Below are 18,491 nucleotides of genomic sequence, written 5' to 3'. Positions count from 1 at the left end.
CCGCCGCCACCTGCCGAGCGAGATCTCCGCTCCGCAGCACGCGGCACCGCGACCCCGGGGCGGGCGACCCGGCTGCCGGTGCCGCCGTCATGCGTCTCGCCCCATTCTCGCCCGTGCCTCCTCGATGAGCCAGGCGAAGAGCGCGTGCTGGCGCTCGTCCGCCGCGGCGTTGTCCTCCGGGTGCCACTGCACGGCGATGAGCGGCGCGTCGGGGTGCTCAATTGCTTCGACCACGCCGTCGGGTGCGCGCCCGGTGACGCGCAGCCCCTCCCCGACGCGGTCGATCGCCTGGTGGTGGTACGACGACACGGGCAGGCTTGAGGCGCCGATCGCTGCGGCGAGCGCTGAGTCTGCTTCGAGTTCGACGTCGTGCACTGAGTTGCGGTGGGGGCTGTCGGCTTCAACGTCTTGCACGAGCGTGCCGCCGTATTCGATGTTCAGCAGTTGGAAGCCACGGCAGATCGCGAGCACGGGCACCCCGATCCGGATCGCCGCGGCCAGCATGCCGGCTTCGAAGTCGTCCTGCTCGGCGAAGTCGGCGGGCGAGACGGCGGCGACGGGCTCCTGCCCGTAACGGCGCGGGTCGATGTCCGATCCGCCCGGCACGAGCAGCGCATCGAGGCCGCGCAGCCGTTCCTCCGGCGGCAGCGCGCTTTCGGCGAACAGGGTGAGCGGTTCGCCGCCCGCCCGGATCACGGAACGCAGCACCGCCGCGGCGACCGCGCTGCCGTCGAAGCGCAGGCCGTGGATCTGGTTCGACCACATCCCCGTCACGCCGATGCGCGGCATCCGATCGCCGCGGAGGGCCGCCATTACGCCTCGCCTACTAGCGGAAAGTCGAGCAGCGGCATCCACTTGCGCCAGACCGCTTCGAGCGAGCCGTCGGCGATGACATCCTCGATGGCGCGGTCGATCTCCTGGCGCAGCGCGTCGTTGCCGGGTGCGACGCCGATCCCCCAGCGATTGCCGGTCTGCACGGTGAAGGCCTCGACGAAGTCGGGGTCTTCTTGGCCGAGCGGGATCATCACGACGTCGTCGTCGACGAAGCCGTCGATCTCGCCTGATCGTGTGGCCTCGATCATGTCGCTGAAGACGTCGTCGCTCGCGCCGAAGCTGACGAGTTCGACGCCGGGGAAGGTCTCGGCGAGCTTCATGTTGGTGGAGCCTGCGATCGCACCGATCTTGTAGCCTGCCAGCTGCTCAGGTGAGCGGGCGGGATCGTCGGCGCGCACGATGAGGGTTTCATTGAACACGGCGTAGGGCTTGGTGAAGTCGACCTGCGCTGCGCGTTCGGGGGTGATGCCTTGGCCGCACCAGACGGCGTCGGCGTCGCCGCGGCGCACTGCGGGAATCATCTCTTCCCAGGGCACCATCACCCATTCGATGTCGGCAGATCCTCCGGCGAGCCGCGACATGACGAGGGCGGCCGCTTCGGGTTCGTAGCCGCCTCGGGTGCGGCCGTCGGTGCTCTTGGAGAAGAGCGGCAGCGCCTCTGAGTCGATGCAGGCGAGCTTGATGGTTCGGTTGTCGGTGGTCACGGAATTGCCTCCCAGTACTGATCGAATTCCCACTGCGTGATGATGCCGCAGTAGCGCGCCCATTCGTCGCGCTTGAGCTGCAAGAAGATGCGGGTGAGCTCTTCGGGCATGGCGCCCATGAGGTACTCGTCGGCCTCGAACGATTCGATGGCCATGCCGAGGGTGTTCGGCACTGCGCCGCCCTGCGCGGCTTCGCTGAGCTGGCCCGGGTCGCCCGGGTCAATCTGCGCTTCGAGACCGTGCTCGATGGCGGCGAGCAGGTAGAGGTGCGACAGGTAGGGGTTCACGCTCGCATCGGGCAGGCGGTACTCCATGCGACCGTTCGCGGAGATGCGGATCGCGACGCCGCGCGTGTCAAGACCCCAGTCGGCCCCTGAGGGTGCGAACTGGCCCGCATCCCAGTAGCGCTTGTAGGAGTTGACCGTGGAGGCCATCACGAGCATCGAGCCGGGCGTGTGCAGCAGCAGGCCGCCGATCGCGTGGCGCGCAGTCTGCGTGGCGTGCAGTTCGACGCGGCCGTCTTCGATGACATTCTCTGCGGGGCCGTCTTCCGAGACGCGCCACAGGCTGAGGTTGTGGTGGCAGCCATTGCCCATCTTGCCGTTGTAGGGCTTGGCCATGAAGCTCGCTTCGAGGCCGAGTTCGCGTGCCACCTGCTTGCAGATCTGGCGGTAGGTGGTCATGCGCTCGGCGGTGAGGTCGGCGCGGTCGTAGTCCCAGTTGAGTTCGATCTGGCCGTCGTCTTCGTAGTCGCCCTGGATCATGGTGAAGTCGAGCGCCTGGCCGTAGCTGATGACCTTCTTGTAGACGGGGCGCATCTTCTCGAGGTTCTCGACCTGATAGGCGGGGCTCTGATCCTGCTTGCTGATGGGTTCGATACCGGGGCCGATCCAGGTCATCTCGGGTTCGAGGCCGCTGCGCAGTTCGAGGCCGGTGCGCTCGGTGAAGCCGCGGTGCGCGGCCTTGAAGAGGGCACGGGTGTCGAGCGCGACGAGCCGGCCGCCGCCTTCGCCGAGGTGGGGCGGATCGTAGGCGGTGCAGAAGATGCGGCCGACCTCGGTATCCCAGGGCAGCACCTGGAAGGTCTCGGGTTCGGGGAGGCCCCAGAACTCGTGTGCATCGACGCCGCCGCCGATCAGTTCGCCCTCGCGGCTGGTCTGCAGATCGGTGAGGGCGGTGCGGTGGAAAGCGATGCCCTTCTTCAGCATGCGCTCGTAGAGTTCAGCGGGCACCACCTTGGCAACGGTGCGGCTGCCAAGGGTGGGCAGCATGTAGTAGATGTATTTGACGCCGGACTCGCGGATGCGGTCGCCGAGCGCCTGCACGGTCTCGGGTCGCAGGTTCGCCGCCTGGTGCCGCGAGAATGCGGTGTCGTCGGCGAGGATCTCCCGCAGGGCGGCGCCGAAGCGCCCTCCTGTTGTGAGGTCGGACATGTGGTTCCTTTCGTCTTTGGAAGGTCTGTCTGGTGCGGATCGGGTGCCCCGGCCGCGTTCATGGGTGCGGATCAGGTGTCCCGGCCGCGTTCATGAGTGCGGATCAGGTGTCCCGGCCGCGATGCGGGCGTTGCCGCTGCGGGGCGCGCGGTGTCAGCGCACGGTGAAGGTGATCGGCAGGCGCACGGGGCCGTGGTTGCCGGAGTCGGGCAGCCACTCGTCGCCGCCGGGGCAGGAGATGTCGGTGAAGGCCTGGGCGAGCAGCGGCAGGGCGACGCTCATGTCGGCGCGGGCGATGTAGTGGCCGAGGCAGTGGTGCACACCGCCACCGAAGGTGTGGTGCTGCTTGCGGCGTTCGGATCCGGGCTCGCTGCCGGCGTTGAGGTCGATGTCGGGGTCGGGGAAGGCCTCGGGATCGGTGCCGCTCGACATGGTGAAGAGGTGCACCGTGGTGCCCTTTTCGATTTCGAGGCCGTGGAACTCGAAGTCTTCGTTGGCTTCGCGGGTGACCCAGCGGGTGGTGGGGTTGACGCGCAGGCCCTCTTCGAGGGCGGGCTTGGCGTACTTCGCGGGATCCTGGGCGAGCAGTTCCCACTGCTCGGGGTTGCGCATAAAGGTCTGCAGCAGCAGGCCGATCTGGTTGCGCGTGGTGTCCATGCCGCCGAACAGCATGAGCACGAGGGCGTTGCGCAGTTCGGCGTCGCTGAGCTTGTCGTCGGCCTGCGAGAACTGCACGAGGCGCGAGACGACGTCATCGCCGGGCTGTTCGCGTCGTTCGTCGATGAGCCGGCCCACGAAGTCGTAGAGTTCCTGTACGGCCTCGTCGACGCGGTCGATGTCTTCTTTGATGGTCACGCTGAGCGCGTAGCCGACGGTGTTGGCGCGTGAGGCGATGAAGGGCCAGTGGTCGTGGTCGAGGCCCATCATGGCGCAGAGTGCACGGGTGGCGAAGGGCTCGGAGAAGTCGGCGACGAATTCGACCTGCTCGCCGCGGGCGTGCTTCTGCTTCATGCCGTCGATGAGCTCGTTCGCAATCTCAGCGAACTCGGGTTCGAGCTTGCGCGCGACGCTGGGCGAGAAGGCGGGGTTGAGCAGGCGGCGGATGCGGTGGTGCTCTTCTCCTTCGAGCACGAGCAGGTTCTTCGCCCACCACTCGTAGAAGATGCCGGAGTGCACGCCGTGGTGGTCGGGCCACTTCGCGCTGCCCTGGTTGAGGCTCGGGTGCTTCAGCAGCTCGGTGACCTCCTTGTAGCGCAGCACACCGTAGCCGTAGTTGGTCTTCGCGTACCAACTGCGTTCGCGGGCGTCTCGCACCGCTTCCGAGTTCATGGCGAACTCGGGCGAGGCGATGTCGAGATACGGGACGTCAGCCTGGATCGTCTCTCCGGTCATCCGTACTCCTTTGTCGAATTCTGATCCGCTCAGTTTCACGAGCGGCCGGTGGTAAATAAGTTATCTGTGAATGTTTTATTCCGCAAGCCCGTCAGGGGAATCTGTGGGCCAATTGGGGAATATCAGGAAAAATCATTCACTCAACACATCTTTAGCGCTACACTGATGACATCGACCGGATTGCAACGAAGCACCGGATCGTGGCACTGTGCCAAAACTCCCCCTGCCGCACCGCACCGCAAAGGAGCTGCGATGTCGTCATCCACGACCCCGAAGATCGCCGTGATCGGCAGCGGCCCCGCGGGCTGCTATCTCGCTCAGTCACTGCTGCGCGCCGTGCCGGGCTGCGAACTCACCATCTTCGACCGCCTCGCGTCGCCCTTCGGGCTGGTGCGCTACGGCGTCGCCGCCGATCACCAGCACACCAAGGCCATCACGCGGCAGTTCGACAGGCTCTTTCAACACGAGGCGGTGCGCTTCGCCGGCGGCATCGAGGTAGGTCGCGACGTCTCCCTCGCGCAGCTGCGCGAACTGTTCGACGCGGTCGTGATCGCGACCGGCCTCACCGCCGACCGCGAGCTCGGCATCCCGGGGGCCGAGCTGCCGGGCGTCATCGGCGCGGGTGCCATCACGCGCACCCTCAACGCCCATCCCGATGCGGCCGCGCCGCTGCCCGCGCTGGGCTCCGATGTGGTGATCATCGGCGGCGGCAACGTGGCGCTCGATGTGCTGCGCTTCCTGGTGAAGGATCGCGCCGCCTACGAGGGCAGCGACGTCGCAGATGAGGCGCTTGACGCCTACCTTGCAGCCCCCGCCGAGCGCGTCACCCTTGTCAGCCGCTCCGCAGCCCCTGATTCGAAGGGCGACCCGCAGATGCTGAAAGAACTCGCGGCACTCCCCCGCGCCGTCTACTCTTCACCCGATCCCATCGAGGCAGGCAATGCCGGCGAGGCGCTCGACAGAGCTGCGGCTGGGCGCGTTGCCGCGATCCGCGAAATGATTGCAGCGGATCGCCCCCGCAGCACCGGGCCCGAAGTGACGCTGCGTTTCGGCTTGACCCCGCTGCGGGTGCTCGGCGAGCACCGAGTCGAGGGCGTCGAGTTCGCAGCCGGCGACGAGGTGATCGTGGTGCCCGCAAGCTCTGTGGTCACGGCGATCGGTTTCGCGGCGCACCCCGACCACGCCTTTGCGGCTCTCACCGCCGCGGGCGCGGAGACCGGCCGTGTCGAGCCCGGCCTCTATCGCACCGGCTGGGCAAAGCGGGGACCGCGCGGTGCGATCCCCGAGAACCGCGCGTGCGCGAAGGCCGTCTCCGACGAGATCGTGGCAGACCTGGCGGACGGCTCGCTGTCGGCCTCGCCGTCTACACTCGGCTTCGACGGGCTCGCCGCGGAGGTGCGCGATCGCGCCATCGGCTACGAGCAGTGGCTCAGGCTCGATGAGCACGAGCGCTCCCTCGCCGCCTCCGACCGGGTCAGACGCAAGCTTCCCGACCACGACCGCATGATCGACATCGCCCGCGGGGCGTAGACCACCGAGCCCCGGGCTCGACCCCCGACCACCGAGCACAACGCTCCTTCTGAGAGGAAACCAGCTGTGAAGTTCACGGTTCTCTACGGCACCGAATCCGGCAACTCCGAGCTCATCGCCGAGGATCTCGGCGCGAAGCTGCGCGAGACCCACGACGATGTGGAGGTCTTCGACCTGCAGAACTTCGACCCGGCAGAGCTCACCCCCGAGCGCTTCACCATCGTGGTGTGCTCCACGCACGGCGAGGGAGATCTACCCAACACGGCGATCCCGTTCGCCGAGGCCTTCGACGCTGCGCTGCCCGATCTCACCGGTGTGCGCTACGCCATGTTCGGGCTCGGCGACACCTTCTACGAAGAGACGTACAGCCAGGGCAGCGAGCACATCGACCGCCGCTTCGCGCAGCAGGGCGCCGAGCGGGTGGGCGACTACGGCCGCCACGACGCCTCTTCATGGGACATGGGCAGCGATGTCGCGCTCGAGTGGCTGCCCGGCGTGCTCGAAGCGGCCTCCGCCACGGTGTAGCCGACCCGGGCGACCGTTGGCTTTCGGCCTCAGGGTCCCCGCCTCCTGCACACGCCTTCGCAGGGGTGCACTATTCACTCATAGTGCACCCCTGCGAAGGCATGTTGGCCACGACGGAAGCCGCACCGCCGAACGCGCTCAGGCGGCCCGACGCACGAGCTCGCCGAAGATCAGCGCCCGATCCGCCGCATCCGCATCCGGTTCCTCAGGATGCCACTGCACCCCGAGCACCCAAGCCGCTTCGCGATGCTGCGTCGCCTCCACGATGCCGTCGTGCGCGTGCGCCGTCGCCCGCAGCGCGGGCGCGACCTCCGCGACGGCCTGGTGGTGGCCGTTGCGCACGATGGCGCGCGAACGCCCCAGAATGCGCGCGATCTCTGAGCCGGGTTCGAGTATGACCTCTTCGTCGATGAAGAGCTCCTCACCGGGGCCGCCCTTATGCATCGGCCAGTTGCCGATGTCAGGAATCAAGGTGCCTCCGAACGCCACATTGAGCAACTGCGAGCCGCGGCAGATCGCAAGCGTCGGCAGATCACGATCCACCGCGTCGCGGATCAACCCGATGCAGTAATCATCGGCGCGACGATCCACACCGTACAGATTCGCCGGCGGCGGGCCGCCGTGGCCGTAACAATCGAGATCGACATCTCCGCCACCGAGGAACACCACTCCGTCAGCACCGCCCAGCACCTCCTCCGCTGACGCCAGACGCGCGCCGGCCGAATCGACGAGCCGCGGCCTGCCGCCCGCCGCGCGCACCGCGTCGAACGCGATCCGCGTGAACTCGTCCTGCAGCCTGTGCGACAGGGCATCCATCCCTGGGAAGGTGAGTGACACCACCATCGGGATCAGCGGGCCATCCGGATCCTCCTCACCCACGGCGAGGAAGGGGGTCGGGTCGACGACGAGGTCGGTCATCGGGGTCCTTTCTACTGAGAGACGGGAGTCCCGCCGCCCTGCCCCGACTTCTGTGGGGCAGGGCGGCGGGACTCCCGTCGTGTGTTGCGAGGCGAATCGGGATCAGACCGTGGTGCGGATCGGCCCGCTCGCGTCACCGGCGGGCGCGTCGCCCTTGGCGTACGCCTTCGAGGCCAGCATGTAGATCCAGCCGAAGCCGACAACGCCGACGGTCGTCATGATAAGCAGGTAGTCCTCGCCCCAGCCGCCGCCCGTGGGACGCGGCCAGAGGATATTGACAACCGCAGCCAACCCCCACACGAGCGCGAGAATGTTGACCGGGTACGCCCAGGCACCGAGCCGGAACTTGCCCGCCGGCTGCCAGCCGAGGATGCGGGCTCGCAGCGCCGCGAAGACCACCATCTGGAAGCCGATGTAGATGCCCACGGTGCCGAAGCTCACCATCGCCGTCAGGGCGTCCTCGAGCAGCAGCGAGAGCAGCAAGATCATGGCCGGGAAGAAAGCCGCGGTGAGCAGCGAGTTCGTCGGTACGTGGCGGCGCTCGTTGAACTTCGACAGGAAGTTCGACGCCGGCAGGAAGTGGTCGCGGCTCATCGAGTAGACGAGACGGGTCGCAGCGGCCTGCAGGCTGGTGATGCACGAGACGAACGCGATCACGATGACCGCCATCGCGACCGGGTAGACCGGGCCGAAGGCCTGCTGCAGCAGATCCGCGATCGGGTCGGCGACCTCGCCGTCGGCGACCGCCATGAAGTTCGGAACCGCGAGCGTCAGGGAGAAGGTGAGCAGGATCGTCGCGAAACCGCCGATGTAGAGCGTCATGCGCATCGCCCGGGGCACCACAGAGCTCGGGTTCTTGATCTCCTCGGCCACGTCACCATTGGCTTCGAAGCCGTAGTAGGCGTACATACCGATCAGCGCTGCAGCCGCGAACGCCCCGAGGTAGCCACCGGGGGCGTCGAGACCGATCCCCATGTTGTCGAAGAAGATCGAGAAGTCCCACTGGCGACCGAAGAGCAGTAGGTAGCCGCCGATCACGAGCGCGCCGATCATCTCGGCGATGAGGCCGACAGTCGCAGCCCAGCTCAGCACCTTCGTGCCCGAGAAGTTGAGCAGCGTCGCCACCACGAGCGTGCCCAGCGCAATCGCCACCGTCGTGCCGGCGCTCACCTCAGCACCGAACACCGCACCCACGAAGGGAGCCGCGCCGTAGGCGACCGCGGCGATCGTGCCGACGAGCGCGACCACGTAGATCCAGCCGTTCATCCACGCCCACTTGCGACCCCACAAGCGCCGCGACCACGGGTAAACGCCACCCGAGACGGGATAGTTCGAAACAACCTCGCCGAACACCAGCGCAACGAGGAACTGACCGACGAGGGCAATCACCACAGCCCACGCCATGGGAGGCCCGGCGGTGCCGAGCGAGATCGCGAACATCGAGTAGACGCCGGCGATCGGTGACAAGTAGGTGAAACCGAGCGAGACGTTGCCCCAGAAGGTCATGTCTCGTTTGAAGGTGGTGTCGTAGGAATAGCCGAGGGACGCGAGATGAGCCGCGTCCTCGTCGTGCTCCACGACGGTTGTATTGTCTGACATGGTCGCAAGTACTCCCTTGTACGTCTGCTGGTAGTGGCGCACCCGCCGTCGCCAACGGGATCGCCAAATACAAACTACATGTAGATGATTTTGAATCGCAAGCGATGCGCGGCAACGAAATCGATATCGCAACACATTGGAAACAAATTCATGCACAGATGCATGAATTTATCGAGCAGATGTCGCCGAGACGACAAAGGCCGGGATCTCACGACCCCGGCCCCTGCCCGCACAACAGTTCAGAGCATCACGTAAAACTTCTCAAGCGCCTCGGTAATCTCCCACGTTCCCTTCCAACCGACAGGAAACGACGCCACATCGCCGGGGCCGAGTTCGACGGGCTCGCCACCCTGCTCGGTCACTACCATTCGACCTCGCAGCACATGGATCACCTCACCCATATCGGCGAAGTCCCACTCCGAGACACCCGGGTCGCAGCGCCAGAAACCGGTGTGCACGCCCTTCTCGGAATCCGAAGTGAACTCCTCAAGCCAGGTCTGCGTGGGGCCCGTCGTCGAGGTGCCCAACGGAGCGCCCAGCGGCCCAGCATCGGCGATGCGCTCGAAAACCTCGGTCACGGAAACGTGTTGCGTCATTGCAATCTCCATCGTTGGATGTTCGTCAAACGGTGGGCAGCTGCGCCCGCCAACTAAACCTTAGCGTGATAGATGATTTATGCGGAAGGGGCGGATCGCGATCCGCCCCCCCACCCTCTCGCCACCCCACCCCCTCGCCCCCTCGTCCCCCTCGCGCCATCTTCCCGCACCGATCGAGGTTCAAACACCCCGATCCCCGAGAAATCGGTGCATGAACGTCGATCGGTGCGCGAACGGTGAGGGACGACCCCACGGTCCCGCAACCCGGCACCCCGTCACCGCGCCGACCGAGACACAGCCCTCACGCGCCAGGTAAACTGGCACGCTAGCGGCCTGCTTGCCTGCTTTGAGGTGGCGCCGCGAGATTCAAGGAGCAACCACATGACTACTTGGCGCATGCCCATCGAGGGACACGAGCAGGAGCGGCTCTGGCTCGCGTGGCCGACCAGCGGCTACACCCTCGGCGAAACCGAGGCCGAGGTCGAAGAAGCCCGCACCACCTGGGCAGCCGTCGCGAACGCCGCCAGCGAGTTCGAAGCCGTCACCGTCGTCGTCAACCCGGGCGACGAAGACATCGCAGCGAAGTACCTCTCGGCGCAGATCGACCGCATCACCGCGCCCCTCAACGATGCTTGGATGCGCGATATCGGGCCCAGCTTCGTCATCGGTGACGACGGCCGACTCGGTGCCGTGAACTACGTCTTCAACGGCTGGGGCGGCCAGGACTGGGCCCAGTGGGACAAAGACCAGCACATCGGCCGCATCGTCGCAGAAGCCGCCGGCGCCGAACTCATCAACTCCGAGATGACGAACGAAGGCGGCGGCATCCAGGTCGACGGCACCGGCCGCGTCATCCTCACCAAGACCGTGCAGCTCGATCCGGGCCGCAACCCCGGATGGACGCAGGAGCAGGTCGAAGCCGAACTCGCACGCACCATCGGCACCACCAGCGCCATGTGGCTGCCCCGCGGCCTCACCCGCGACCACGACACCTTCGGCACTCGCGGGCACTCCGACATCCTCGCCGCATTCGCAACGCCCGAGGTGCTGCTCATGCACCCCCAGGACGCCGAATCGCACCCCGATCACGTCATCGCAAAGACCAACCGCGCCGTGGCCGAGCAGTACCGCACCGACACCTCCGCAGGCTTCGAGATCATCGACATGCCCGCACCTGAGACGCTGCGCGACGAAGAAGGCTTCGTCGACTACAGCTACATCAACCACGTCGTGCTCAACGGCGCAGTGCTCGCCTGCGCCTTCGGCGATCCCGCAGACGATCGCGCCCTCGCCACACTGCGCGAGGTCTACCCGGGTCGCACCTTGGTCGGCATCGATGCCCGCCCGCTCTTCGCGCGCGGCGGTGGCATTCACTGCATCACGCAGCAGCAGCCCAAGGTCGCCTAAGCAACCTGCACTCGCGCAACGCCCCTGCGGCCGGATCATTCCGGCCGCAGGGGCGTTGCGCTATCAGGCCCGCACGGCTCCCCACCCTGCAACTGTGCAGACCGGCGGCACACGGCATGCGCGCGCGTGGCACAATCTCCCCATGACCAACGAAGCGCTCTCCCCCGAACTCGAGGCCGTCGTCGCCGCAGCCGCCGCAGCCGCGCCCGCCTTCGCCGCTACGGCCCCCACCGACCGCGCCCGAGCGATCGTGGCAGTCGCCGACGCACTCGAAGCCGCGAAAGAGCGCCTCGTCGAGATCGCGATGCGCGAGACCGGGCTCACGGAGGCCCGCCTGAACGGCGAAGTGGTGCGCACGGCCGTGCAGCTGCGGCTGTTCGCCGACACCCTCGTCGATGGCGGCTACCTCGACGCCCGCATTGACCCCGCCGACGCCGACTTCGCACTCGGCGTGCGGCCCGACGTGCGCCGCACGCTGCTGCCGCTCGGCCCCGTCATCAACTTCTCGGCTTCGAACTTCCCCTTCGCGTTCTCGGTGCTGGGCGGAGACTCCGCTTCGATCCTCGCTGCGGGTTGCCCGCTCATCGTGAAGGCGCACTCCGGCCACCCCGAACTCTCCGACGCAACCGCCGAGGTCGCGCGCGAAGCGCTCGCCGCGGCAGGCATGCCCGCGGGCGTCTTCCACCTCATCCATGGCCGAGAGGCTGGCGTCGCAGTGTTGAAGGATCCGCGGGTGAAGGCCGGCGCGTTCACCGGCTCGATCGGCGTGGGCCGTCTGCTCGCCGACATCGCCGCATCCCGTCCTGCCCCGATCCCGTTCTACGGTGAACTCGGCAGCGTGAACCCGGTGTTCGTCACGGCAGACGCCATCGCCGAGCGCGCCGAGGAGATCGCCCAGGGCTTCCTCACCAGCGTCTCGGGCTCGGCCGGCCAGCTCTGCACCAAGCCCGGCTTCGTGTTCGTGCCGGCAGGCTCGGCGCTTCCTGCGGCGATCACCGCCGCGGCCGGCGACTTCCTCGCCGAGCACCGTCTGCTCGACCCGCGCATCGCCCGCAGCTTCGAAGAGCGTCGCACCGCGATCCTCGCCTCGCCCGGCGTGAGCGCCGTGGTTCCGGGTGGCATCCGCTTCGACGAGGCGGGGCAGGGCTGGGCCACCCCCACGGTCGTCACTGTGTCGCTCGACGACTTCCGCCGCGGCAAGGAGGCGCTCGTCGAGGAGGCCTTCGGCCCGCTCGCGATCCTGGTCGAAACTCCTGATGGCACCGATCTCGCGGCCCTCATGCCCGAGTTCTACGAGGGCAACCTCACCGGCACGCTGCACCTCAGCGCAGCCGAGGCGACGGGTGAGACCGCGAACGCCGAGGAGCTCCGCGCCCTCGTCGCCGCGCTGAGCCGCCAGGTGGGCCGCGTGCTCTTCAACGGCTGGTCGACCGGTGTGGCCGTCACCCCCGCGCAGCAGCACGGCGGCCCGTGGCCCGCCACCTCCAACGACACGAGCACCTCGGTGGGCACCGCGGCGATCACCCGCTTCCTGCGGCCGGTCGCGTTCCAGAACGCACCCGCCGCGTTCCTGCCCGAGGCCCTCCGCGACGACAACCCGCTCGGCGTGCCCCAGGCAATTTCCCCCGCCGGTGAGTCGAAGCAGTGGGGCGCCCGCTGGCGCTGAGGGCCCCAGCACCCCTTCAAGCTCGGGGCAATTCCATAGGAGACGACCCTAGGGTGGGAGCATGAACCGATCTCTGCGTGTGCTGGCGCTCTCCGCTACGGCGTTCACCGGGCTGCTCGCGCTCAGCGCCTGCACCGCGGCCAACGAACCGTCGGTGATCGGCGCCTGGGGCGCCCCGGGCACCAGCGGCGAGCCCTCAATCGTCTTCGCCCCCGACGGCAGCTACACCGGCAACGATGGCTGCAACGGGGTCGGCGGCCGCTGGCGCGATGACACCGGCACCGACCACACTGTCGACCTCGGCACCATGCACTCGACGCGCATGTTCTGCGAGGGCGTCGACACCTGGCTGAGCCTCGCCCGCTCGGCCGAGCTCTCCGGGAACACGCTCACCCTGCTCGATGAGGGCGGCGTGGAGATCGGCACGCTGCAACGCGCAGACGGCTGAGTCAGGCGGATCGCGATCCGCCGCCCGCGAGACACCGCGATCCGCCACCACATGCCGCCGGCCCCGGCCTCACACCCCTAGCCCCCGCCCCCAACGCACATCGGCCCGGCCCATCCAAAGATGGGCCGGGCCGATTTCAGCTCAGCAGCTCGCGGCTCAGTGCCAGAGCACCGCCAGTGCCACGTTGAGAAGCGACAGGCCCGCCACCGCACCGATGACGCTACCGGGCACGCTGTCCCGCTTGCGGTTCACGAGGATGACCACGATGATCGCGATGAGCACGAGGGTCTTCACCCCGATCTTCATGTTGTTGGGCTCGTTGCCGAGCATGTAGATCGACGCGACGAGCAGCAGGCCTGTCGCGAACAGCAGCGAGGAGCCGTGCAGAATGCCGGGGGTGATGCGTGCGCGGCCGGCCTTCACAGCGGGCAGCTGCGCGAGCGCGCCGCCGAACACCGCGCCGAAGCCGACGAGGTGCAGCACGACGAGAATGCCTTTGACGATTTCCATGTGTTCTCCAATGTAGGGGTGCTTCGGGTACCGCGTGCGCCGTCAGAGTCCGGCGCATGGCTTCAGGCTTAGTGGAAGAAGTGGCGTTCGCCCGTGAAGTACATGGTCACCCCGGCGGCCTGCGCCGCTTCGATGACCTCGGGGTCGCGCACCGACCCGCCCGGCTGCACGACGGCTCGCACGCCGGCGTCGATCAGCACCTGCAGACCGTCGGCGAAGGGGAAGAAGGCGTCCGACGCGGCGACTGCACCGCGCGAGCGATCCCCCGCACGCTCCACCGCGAGGCGGCAGGAGTCGACACGGTTGACCTGGCCCATGCCGACGCCCACCGAGGCGCCGCCCTGCGCGAGCAGAATCGCGTTCGACTTCACGGCACGGCAGGCGCGCCACGCAAACTCGAGTTCGGCGAGGGTGGCAGCGTCGGCCGGCTCACCGGTGGCGAGCTGCCACTCAGATGCCGGGGCAAAGCTGCGATCGGCGTCCTGCAGCAGGAAGCCGCCCGATACCTGACGCAGTTCGACGGGGCTGGGAGTGAAGTCGGCGGGCAGTACGAGCAGCCGCACGTTCTTCTTCTGAGTGAGGATCGCGAGCGCGTCAGGCTCGAAGCCGGGCGCCACGATCACCTCGGTGAAGATGCCGGCGACGGTCTCGGCCATCTTCGCGGTGACAATGCGATTGGCGGCGATCACGCCACCGAACGCGGAGATCGGGTCGCAGGCGTGCGCCAGTTCGTGTGCGGCGGCGATGGGGTCTGCGGCGCCCTCGGGTGCGACCGCGATGCCGCAGGGGTTGGCGTGCTTGATGATCGCGACTGCGGGGCGCTCGTGGTCGAAGGCGGCGCGCAGGGCGGCATCGGCGTCGACGTAGTTGTTGTACGACATCTCCTTGCCGTGCAGCTGCGTGGCCTGGGCGATGCCGGCGCCTTCATTTTCGGTGAAGAGGGCGGCGCGCTGGTGGCTGTTCTCACCGTAGCGCAGCACCGCCTCGCGCAGACCGAACACCTCGTAGCCGACGTAGCCCTCGGTGGTCTCGAAGATGCTGTCGATCGAGCCGTCTTCTGCGGGGGTGTCGTCTGCGGGGGCGTCGCCCCACGCGGCGTCTTCCTGGTCAAGGAACCAGTTCGCCACAGCGGCATCGTACTGTGCAGTGTGCACGAAGGCCTCGGTTGCGAGCGAGCGGCGCTGCGCAAGGGTCGTGCCGCCGGCACGCACCGCCTCGATGATCTCGTCGTAGCGGCCGGGCGACACCACGATTGCCGCGTTGGCGTGGTTCTTCGCGGTGGCGCGCACCATCGCGGGGCCGCCGATGTCGACGTTCTCGATGACGTCGGCGGCGGGCTTGCCCGAGTTGACGGTCTGCTCGAAGGGGTAGAGGTTGACCACGACGAGCTCGAAGGGGGCGAAGCCGAGCTGCTGCAGCTGTGCGCGGTGGTCGGCGAGGCGCAGGTCGGCGAGCAGGCCGGAGTGCACAGCGGGGTGCAGGGTCTTCACGCGGCCGTCGAGGGCCTCAGCAAAGCCGGTCACCTCGGAGACGTCGGTGACCGGGTGGCCGGCGTCACGGATGGTGGCGGCCGTCGAGCCCGTGGAGACGATCTCGACGCCGGCTTCTGCGAGTGCGGCTGCGAGGTCGAGCAGGCGGGTCTTGTCGCTCACTGAGATGAGGGCGCGCCTCACGGGCACCAGGTCGCGGTGCTCGTAGAGGCTGGGGTCGTGGCTCTGGACTGCCATGTGGGGTTCCTTTTGGTCTGGGAGGCGGTGCGGATCGGGGTGCGGATCCGGTGGCGATCAGGGGCTGATACTGCGAGCGGGTGCTACTCCGATGGGGTGCGGTGCTCGGCGAGGCTCATATCGTTGGCGGTCAGGGGTGTGTTGGAGGGCTCAAACCTGGGCTGCGGCGGTCAGCTCGAGCTTGCCGAGCGCGATCTCGCGCACGGTCTGCACGAGCAGCGGGCGTTCGAGCTGTTTGATGCGCTCGTGCAGTGCCTCTTCGCTCTCGCCGTCGCGGATATCGACGCGCGCCTGGCGCAGTACGGGGCCGGTGTCGACGCCCTCGTCGATGATGTGCACGGTGACGCCGGTTTCGGTGGCACCGGCGGCGAGCGCGTCGCGCACGGCGTGGGCACCGGGGTAGAGCGGCAGCAGTGCGGGGTGGGTGTTGATGAGGTGCGGCGAGAATTCGCGCACGAAGCCCGCGGGCAGGATGCGCATGAGGCCGGCGCTGACGACGAGGCCGGGTTCGGGGCCGGTGCCGACGCCGTGCTCTTGGATGGCGGCGGCGAGCATCTGCCCCCACTCTTCTCGTGAGGCGTAGTCGCGGGGTCGCACCACGAAGGTGGGCACGCCTGCGGCTTCGGCGTGGGCGAGGCCGGGGGCATCGGTGTCGGAGCCGACGCACACGATCTTCGCGGGGAACTCTGGATCGGTCGCAGCTTCGAGCAGCGCCTGCAGGTTGCTGCCGCCGCCGGAGATCAGAACCGCAAGTTTCAGCACGGCAACCAGTCTACCCGGCGCGGCGCTGCCCGACCGCTCGGCCCCGGCACCTCGAATCCGCCGCCGATCTGGAACCTGCCGTCGATATGGAATCCGCCTGAGATATGGCGGATCCGCCCAGGAATGCCCTATTGACGGCAGAACTCATATCGAAGGGCGGGCAAGATCACACCCGCCGCACGTCGTCGGCGAGGCGCCACGGCTCGTGTTCGGCGTAGAGCGTGTCTTCCTGGGTGGCCCAGCGGTCCCAGTGGGGGGCGTAACTGTCGCCGTCGCGGGCGAGGGCTCGGGATCGGCGCACCTCGTCGGGGCAGTCGAGCCAGAGGCTGCGCACCACCGCACTCTCCCCCGCTGCCCGCACGGCCCAGCGGCGGGCCGCTGCGAGGTTGCGGGCCGTGATCGCACCGCACCCTTCGATCACGAGCGGCGGGCGGAGTGCAATGCGATGCTCCTCAGCAAAGGTGCCGGCATACCAGTCGTAGCGGTGGTAGCGGCCCTCGTCGAGCACTGCGGCGAGCGCGGCGGATCCTTCGGCGAGCCCGTCCCACCCCGGGTAGAGATCTTCAACGCGGAGCAACTGCGGCTCGGCAGTGGAATGATGCGGATCATGCGGATCAGCGCCGGCAGCGCCCGCCCCGCGCAGCTCCCGCACGATGCGCGCGGCAAGCGAGGTTTTGCCCGATCCCGAGCGCCCGTCAATGAGCAGCACGTCGAAACGATCCTCCATCAGAACAGCTCCCCTTGCCGTCGCCCGCCCCAGCGTCCGTCAACTCGCAGCCGCTCGGCGATGAGCATGATGGCCGCGGTGAGCGTGCCCAGCAGCACCGCCGCGGCGAGACCCGCACCGTAGCTGCCTGGTGCTTGGTGCCCGATCAGTTCGCCCACCGCGACCGGCAGGGTTTGCGCCCCGGGCCGCACCAAAAACGAGGTCGCCCCGAACTCGCCAAGCGACGCGGCGAAGGAGAACCCGAGCGCGAGGCCCGCGCTGCGGCCGAGCAGCGGCAGGTCGATGGTGCCGAGCACCGTCATCGGGGCGGCGCCGAGGGTCGCCGCGGCGAAGCGGATCCGCTCATCGATGCCGCGCAGCACCGGCAGCAGAATGCGCACCACGAGCGGCAGCGCCACCAGCGCCTGCGCAACCGGGATCAGCACCGTCGAGGTGCGCAGATCGAAGCCGATGCCGAGGGGCCGGTGCATCGTGATGAGCAGGCCGAAACCGAGGGTCACCGCCGACACCCCGAGCGGCAGCATCACGAGCCCGTCGAAAAGGCCCTGAGCGCGCCGTAGCCCGGGCGCGGCAGGCTTGCGCGACAGCACCAGCGCGATGAGCATTCCCAGCACCAGCGCGAGCAGAGCCGCGATGGCCGCGATGCGGATCGACAGCCACACCGCCTGCGCAACCGGGGCGTCGAGCGGCAGCTCGGCTGGCGGCTGCACAAGCGCCGCGTAGTTGGCGAGCGTCCAGTCGCCGTCGCGGCCGCGCAGGGAGCGGATCACGAGCGTCAGCAGCGGCACAGCATGCAGCAGCAGCGCGGTGCAGGCGAAGACGAAGATCGCGGGGAGCTCTGCGAGGCCGGGCCGCCGCTCGCGGGGGGCGTCCTCGCGCAACTCCACGGCCCGCTCGCCCGCGCGTCGCAGCCGCGCCGACACCACGAGCGTCGCAGCAACGATGGCGAACTGCGCAAGCGACAGCACGGCAGCCCCCCGCAGATCGAGAAACTGCACCGTCAGCCTGTAGATCTCGGTCTCGACGTTCGAGAACTCGCGCCCGCCAAGAATCAACACGATGCCGAACGATGTGGAACAGAAGAGAAACACGAGGGCCGCAGCCGATGCGAGAGCGGGTGCAAGAGCCGGCAGCGTGACGGTGCACCAGGCACGGATCCGCCCAGCCCCCATCACCCTCGCCGCCATCGCTGAACTGTCGTCGAGCCGCGCCCAGAAACTGCCGACCGTGCGCGCCACCACGGCGACGTTCGGAAACACGAGGGCGAGCACCAGCACGGTGAGCGTGCGGTCGAGCCCCAGCCATTCGAGCGGCCCCGCCGGCCCGAACAGCGCCGAGAAGGCGACGCCCACCACCACCGTCGGCAGCACGAAGGGCACCGTCATCAGCCCGTGCAGCAGCGTGCGCCCAGGGAAGTCGAGTTTGTACAGCACGTAGGCGGCGGGCACGCCGAGCACGACCGCGAGCGCCGCGGCGAGACCGGCTTGCAGCAGGGTCTGACCGATGACCCGCCAGGTGCGGGCCGCCCCGAACACCTCCGGCACGGCCCCCAGATCGAGGCGGCCGTCGTCGGTGAAGCCCGTGGCCACGAGCGAGAGCACCGGCCACAGGAAGAAGACGATCAGGAAGGCGAGCGGCAGGGCCGTCGCGAGGGTCCACCCCGCGACGGCCCACGCGCTCGTGCGCGCGGCGGTCCTGCTCCGCCGCGCCACG

The 18,491-nt window shown here is 68.2% G+C and carries 17 protein-coding genes; 5 read left to right on the top strand and 12 right to left on the bottom strand.

Going from position 1 to position 18,491, the window contains the following annotated elements; translation table 11 throughout:
• Positions 1-87: 87 nt before the first annotated feature.
• From WFL22_RS01550 to WFL22_RS01535, 4 genes are all read right to left on the bottom strand, one after another.
• Entirely contained in the window at positions 88-813 is a 726-nt protein-coding gene (locus WFL22_RS01550; protein WP_026937603.1) for a gamma-glutamyl-gamma-aminobutyrate hydrolase family protein, read from the bottom strand.
• Positions 813-1,538, bottom strand: a complete 726-nt coding sequence (locus WFL22_RS01545) for a substrate-binding periplasmic protein (protein WP_336991189.1) — start codon at positions 1,536-1,538, stop codon at positions 813-815. The genes WFL22_RS01550 and WFL22_RS01545 overlap by 1 nt, the downstream gene beginning before the upstream one ends.
• The gene (locus WFL22_RS01540; RefSeq protein ID WP_336651464.1) at positions 1,535-2,971 is read right to left on the bottom strand and encodes a glutamine synthetase family protein; all 1,437 of its coding nucleotides are present in this window, start codon (positions 2,969-2,971) and stop codon (positions 1,535-1,537) included. The genes WFL22_RS01545 and WFL22_RS01540 overlap by 4 nt, the downstream gene beginning before the upstream one ends.
• A gap of 153 nt (positions 2,972-3,124) precedes the next feature.
• Complete coding sequence (locus WFL22_RS01535; protein WP_336651465.1) at positions 3,125-4,363, bottom strand: cytochrome P450; 1,239 nt, start codon at positions 4,361-4,363, stop codon at positions 3,125-3,127.
• A gap of 252 nt (positions 4,364-4,615) precedes the next feature.
• Between WFL22_RS01535 and WFL22_RS01530 the strand changes: the two genes are divergently transcribed.
• Both WFL22_RS01530 and WFL22_RS01525 read left to right on the top strand, forming a co-directional pair.
• On the top strand, positions 4,616-5,893 hold the full coding sequence (locus WFL22_RS01530; RefSeq protein WP_336991188.1) for an FAD-dependent oxidoreductase: 1,278 nt from the start codon (positions 4,616-4,618) through the stop codon (positions 5,891-5,893).
• 66 nt (positions 5,894-5,959) lie between these two features.
• Entirely contained in the window at positions 5,960-6,418 is a 459-nt protein-coding gene (locus WFL22_RS01525) for a flavodoxin domain-containing protein (protein WP_026937598.1), read from the top strand.
• A gap of 138 nt (positions 6,419-6,556) precedes the next feature.
• Here WFL22_RS01525 and WFL22_RS01520 read toward each other — a convergent pair whose 3' ends face one another.
• The 3 genes from WFL22_RS01520 to WFL22_RS01510 form a co-directional block, all read right to left on the bottom strand.
• Positions 6,557-7,336, bottom strand: coding sequence for a gamma-glutamyl-gamma-aminobutyrate hydrolase family protein (locus WFL22_RS01520; protein WP_336991187.1), 780 nt, complete (start codon positions 7,334-7,336; stop codon positions 6,557-6,559).
• 102 nt (positions 7,337-7,438) lie between these two features.
• Positions 7,439-8,935: an APC family permease gene (locus WFL22_RS01515; RefSeq protein ID WP_026937596.1), complete on the bottom strand. Its 1,497-nt coding sequence runs from the start codon at positions 8,933-8,935 to the stop codon at positions 7,439-7,441.
• Positions 8,936-9,174: 239 nt separating this feature from the next.
• On the bottom strand, positions 9,175-9,531 hold the full coding sequence (locus tag WFL22_RS01510) for a cupin domain-containing protein (protein ID WP_026937595.1): 357 nt from the start codon (positions 9,529-9,531) through the stop codon (positions 9,175-9,177).
• 381 nt (positions 9,532-9,912) lie between these two features.
• On the opposite strand from WFL22_RS01510, the gene WFL22_RS01505 reads away from it, so the two are divergent.
• From WFL22_RS01505 to WFL22_RS01495, 3 genes are all read left to right on the top strand, one after another.
• Positions 9,913-10,938, top strand: a complete 1,026-nt coding sequence (locus WFL22_RS01505) for an agmatine deiminase family protein (protein ID WP_336991186.1) — start codon at positions 9,913-9,915, stop codon at positions 10,936-10,938.
• 142 nt (positions 10,939-11,080) lie between these two features.
• On the top strand, positions 11,081-12,604 hold the full coding sequence (locus WFL22_RS01500) for an aldehyde dehydrogenase (NADP(+)) (protein ID WP_336991185.1): 1,524 nt from the start codon (positions 11,081-11,083) through the stop codon (positions 12,602-12,604).
• 61 nt (positions 12,605-12,665) lie between these two features.
• A complete protein-coding gene (locus WFL22_RS01495) occupies positions 12,666-13,052 on the top strand; it encodes an META domain-containing protein (protein WP_336991184.1) in 387 nt (128 codons plus the stop codon).
• 156 nt (positions 13,053-13,208) lie between these two features.
• Here the strand turns inward: WFL22_RS01495 and WFL22_RS01490 are convergent, their stop codons facing one another.
• From WFL22_RS01490 to WFL22_RS01470, 5 genes are all read right to left on the bottom strand, one after another.
• Positions 13,209-13,562, bottom strand: coding sequence for a hypothetical protein (locus tag WFL22_RS01490; RefSeq protein ID WP_336651472.1), 354 nt, complete (start codon positions 13,560-13,562; stop codon positions 13,209-13,211).
• A gap of 68 nt (positions 13,563-13,630) precedes the next feature.
• Positions 13,631-15,289 (bottom strand): bifunctional phosphoribosylaminoimidazolecarboxamide formyltransferase/IMP cyclohydrolase, encoded by a 1,659-nt coding sequence (gene purH, locus WFL22_RS01485; RefSeq protein WP_336991183.1) that lies wholly within the window; start codon positions 15,287-15,289, stop codon positions 13,631-13,633.
• A 150-nt stretch (positions 15,290-15,439) separates the two neighbouring features.
• Positions 15,440-16,051 carry a phosphoribosylglycinamide formyltransferase gene (gene purN / locus WFL22_RS01480; RefSeq protein ID WP_336651474.1) on the bottom strand — a complete coding sequence of 204 codons (612 nt, stop codon included), beginning with the start codon at positions 16,049-16,051 and terminating at the stop codon, positions 15,440-15,442.
• 166 nt (positions 16,052-16,217) lie between these two features.
• The gene (locus WFL22_RS01475) at positions 16,218-16,778 is read right to left on the bottom strand and encodes a hypothetical protein (RefSeq protein WP_336991182.1); all 561 of its coding nucleotides are present in this window, start codon (positions 16,776-16,778) and stop codon (positions 16,218-16,220) included.
• Entirely contained in the window at positions 16,778-18,490 is a 1,713-nt protein-coding gene (locus WFL22_RS01470; protein WP_336991181.1) for an ABC transporter permease, read from the bottom strand. Before WFL22_RS01470 ends, WFL22_RS01475 begins: the two co-directional genes overlap by 1 nt.
• Position 18,491: the final 1 nt, after the last annotated feature.

The organism is Leucobacter sp. VD1 (assembly GCF_037150695.1).
Taxonomy (GTDB): Bacteria; Actinomycetota; Actinomycetes; order Actinomycetales; family Microbacteriaceae; genus Leucobacter.
Note: the sequence above shows the minus strand (reverse complement) of the source record. Positions and strands in the feature narration are given on the sequence as shown.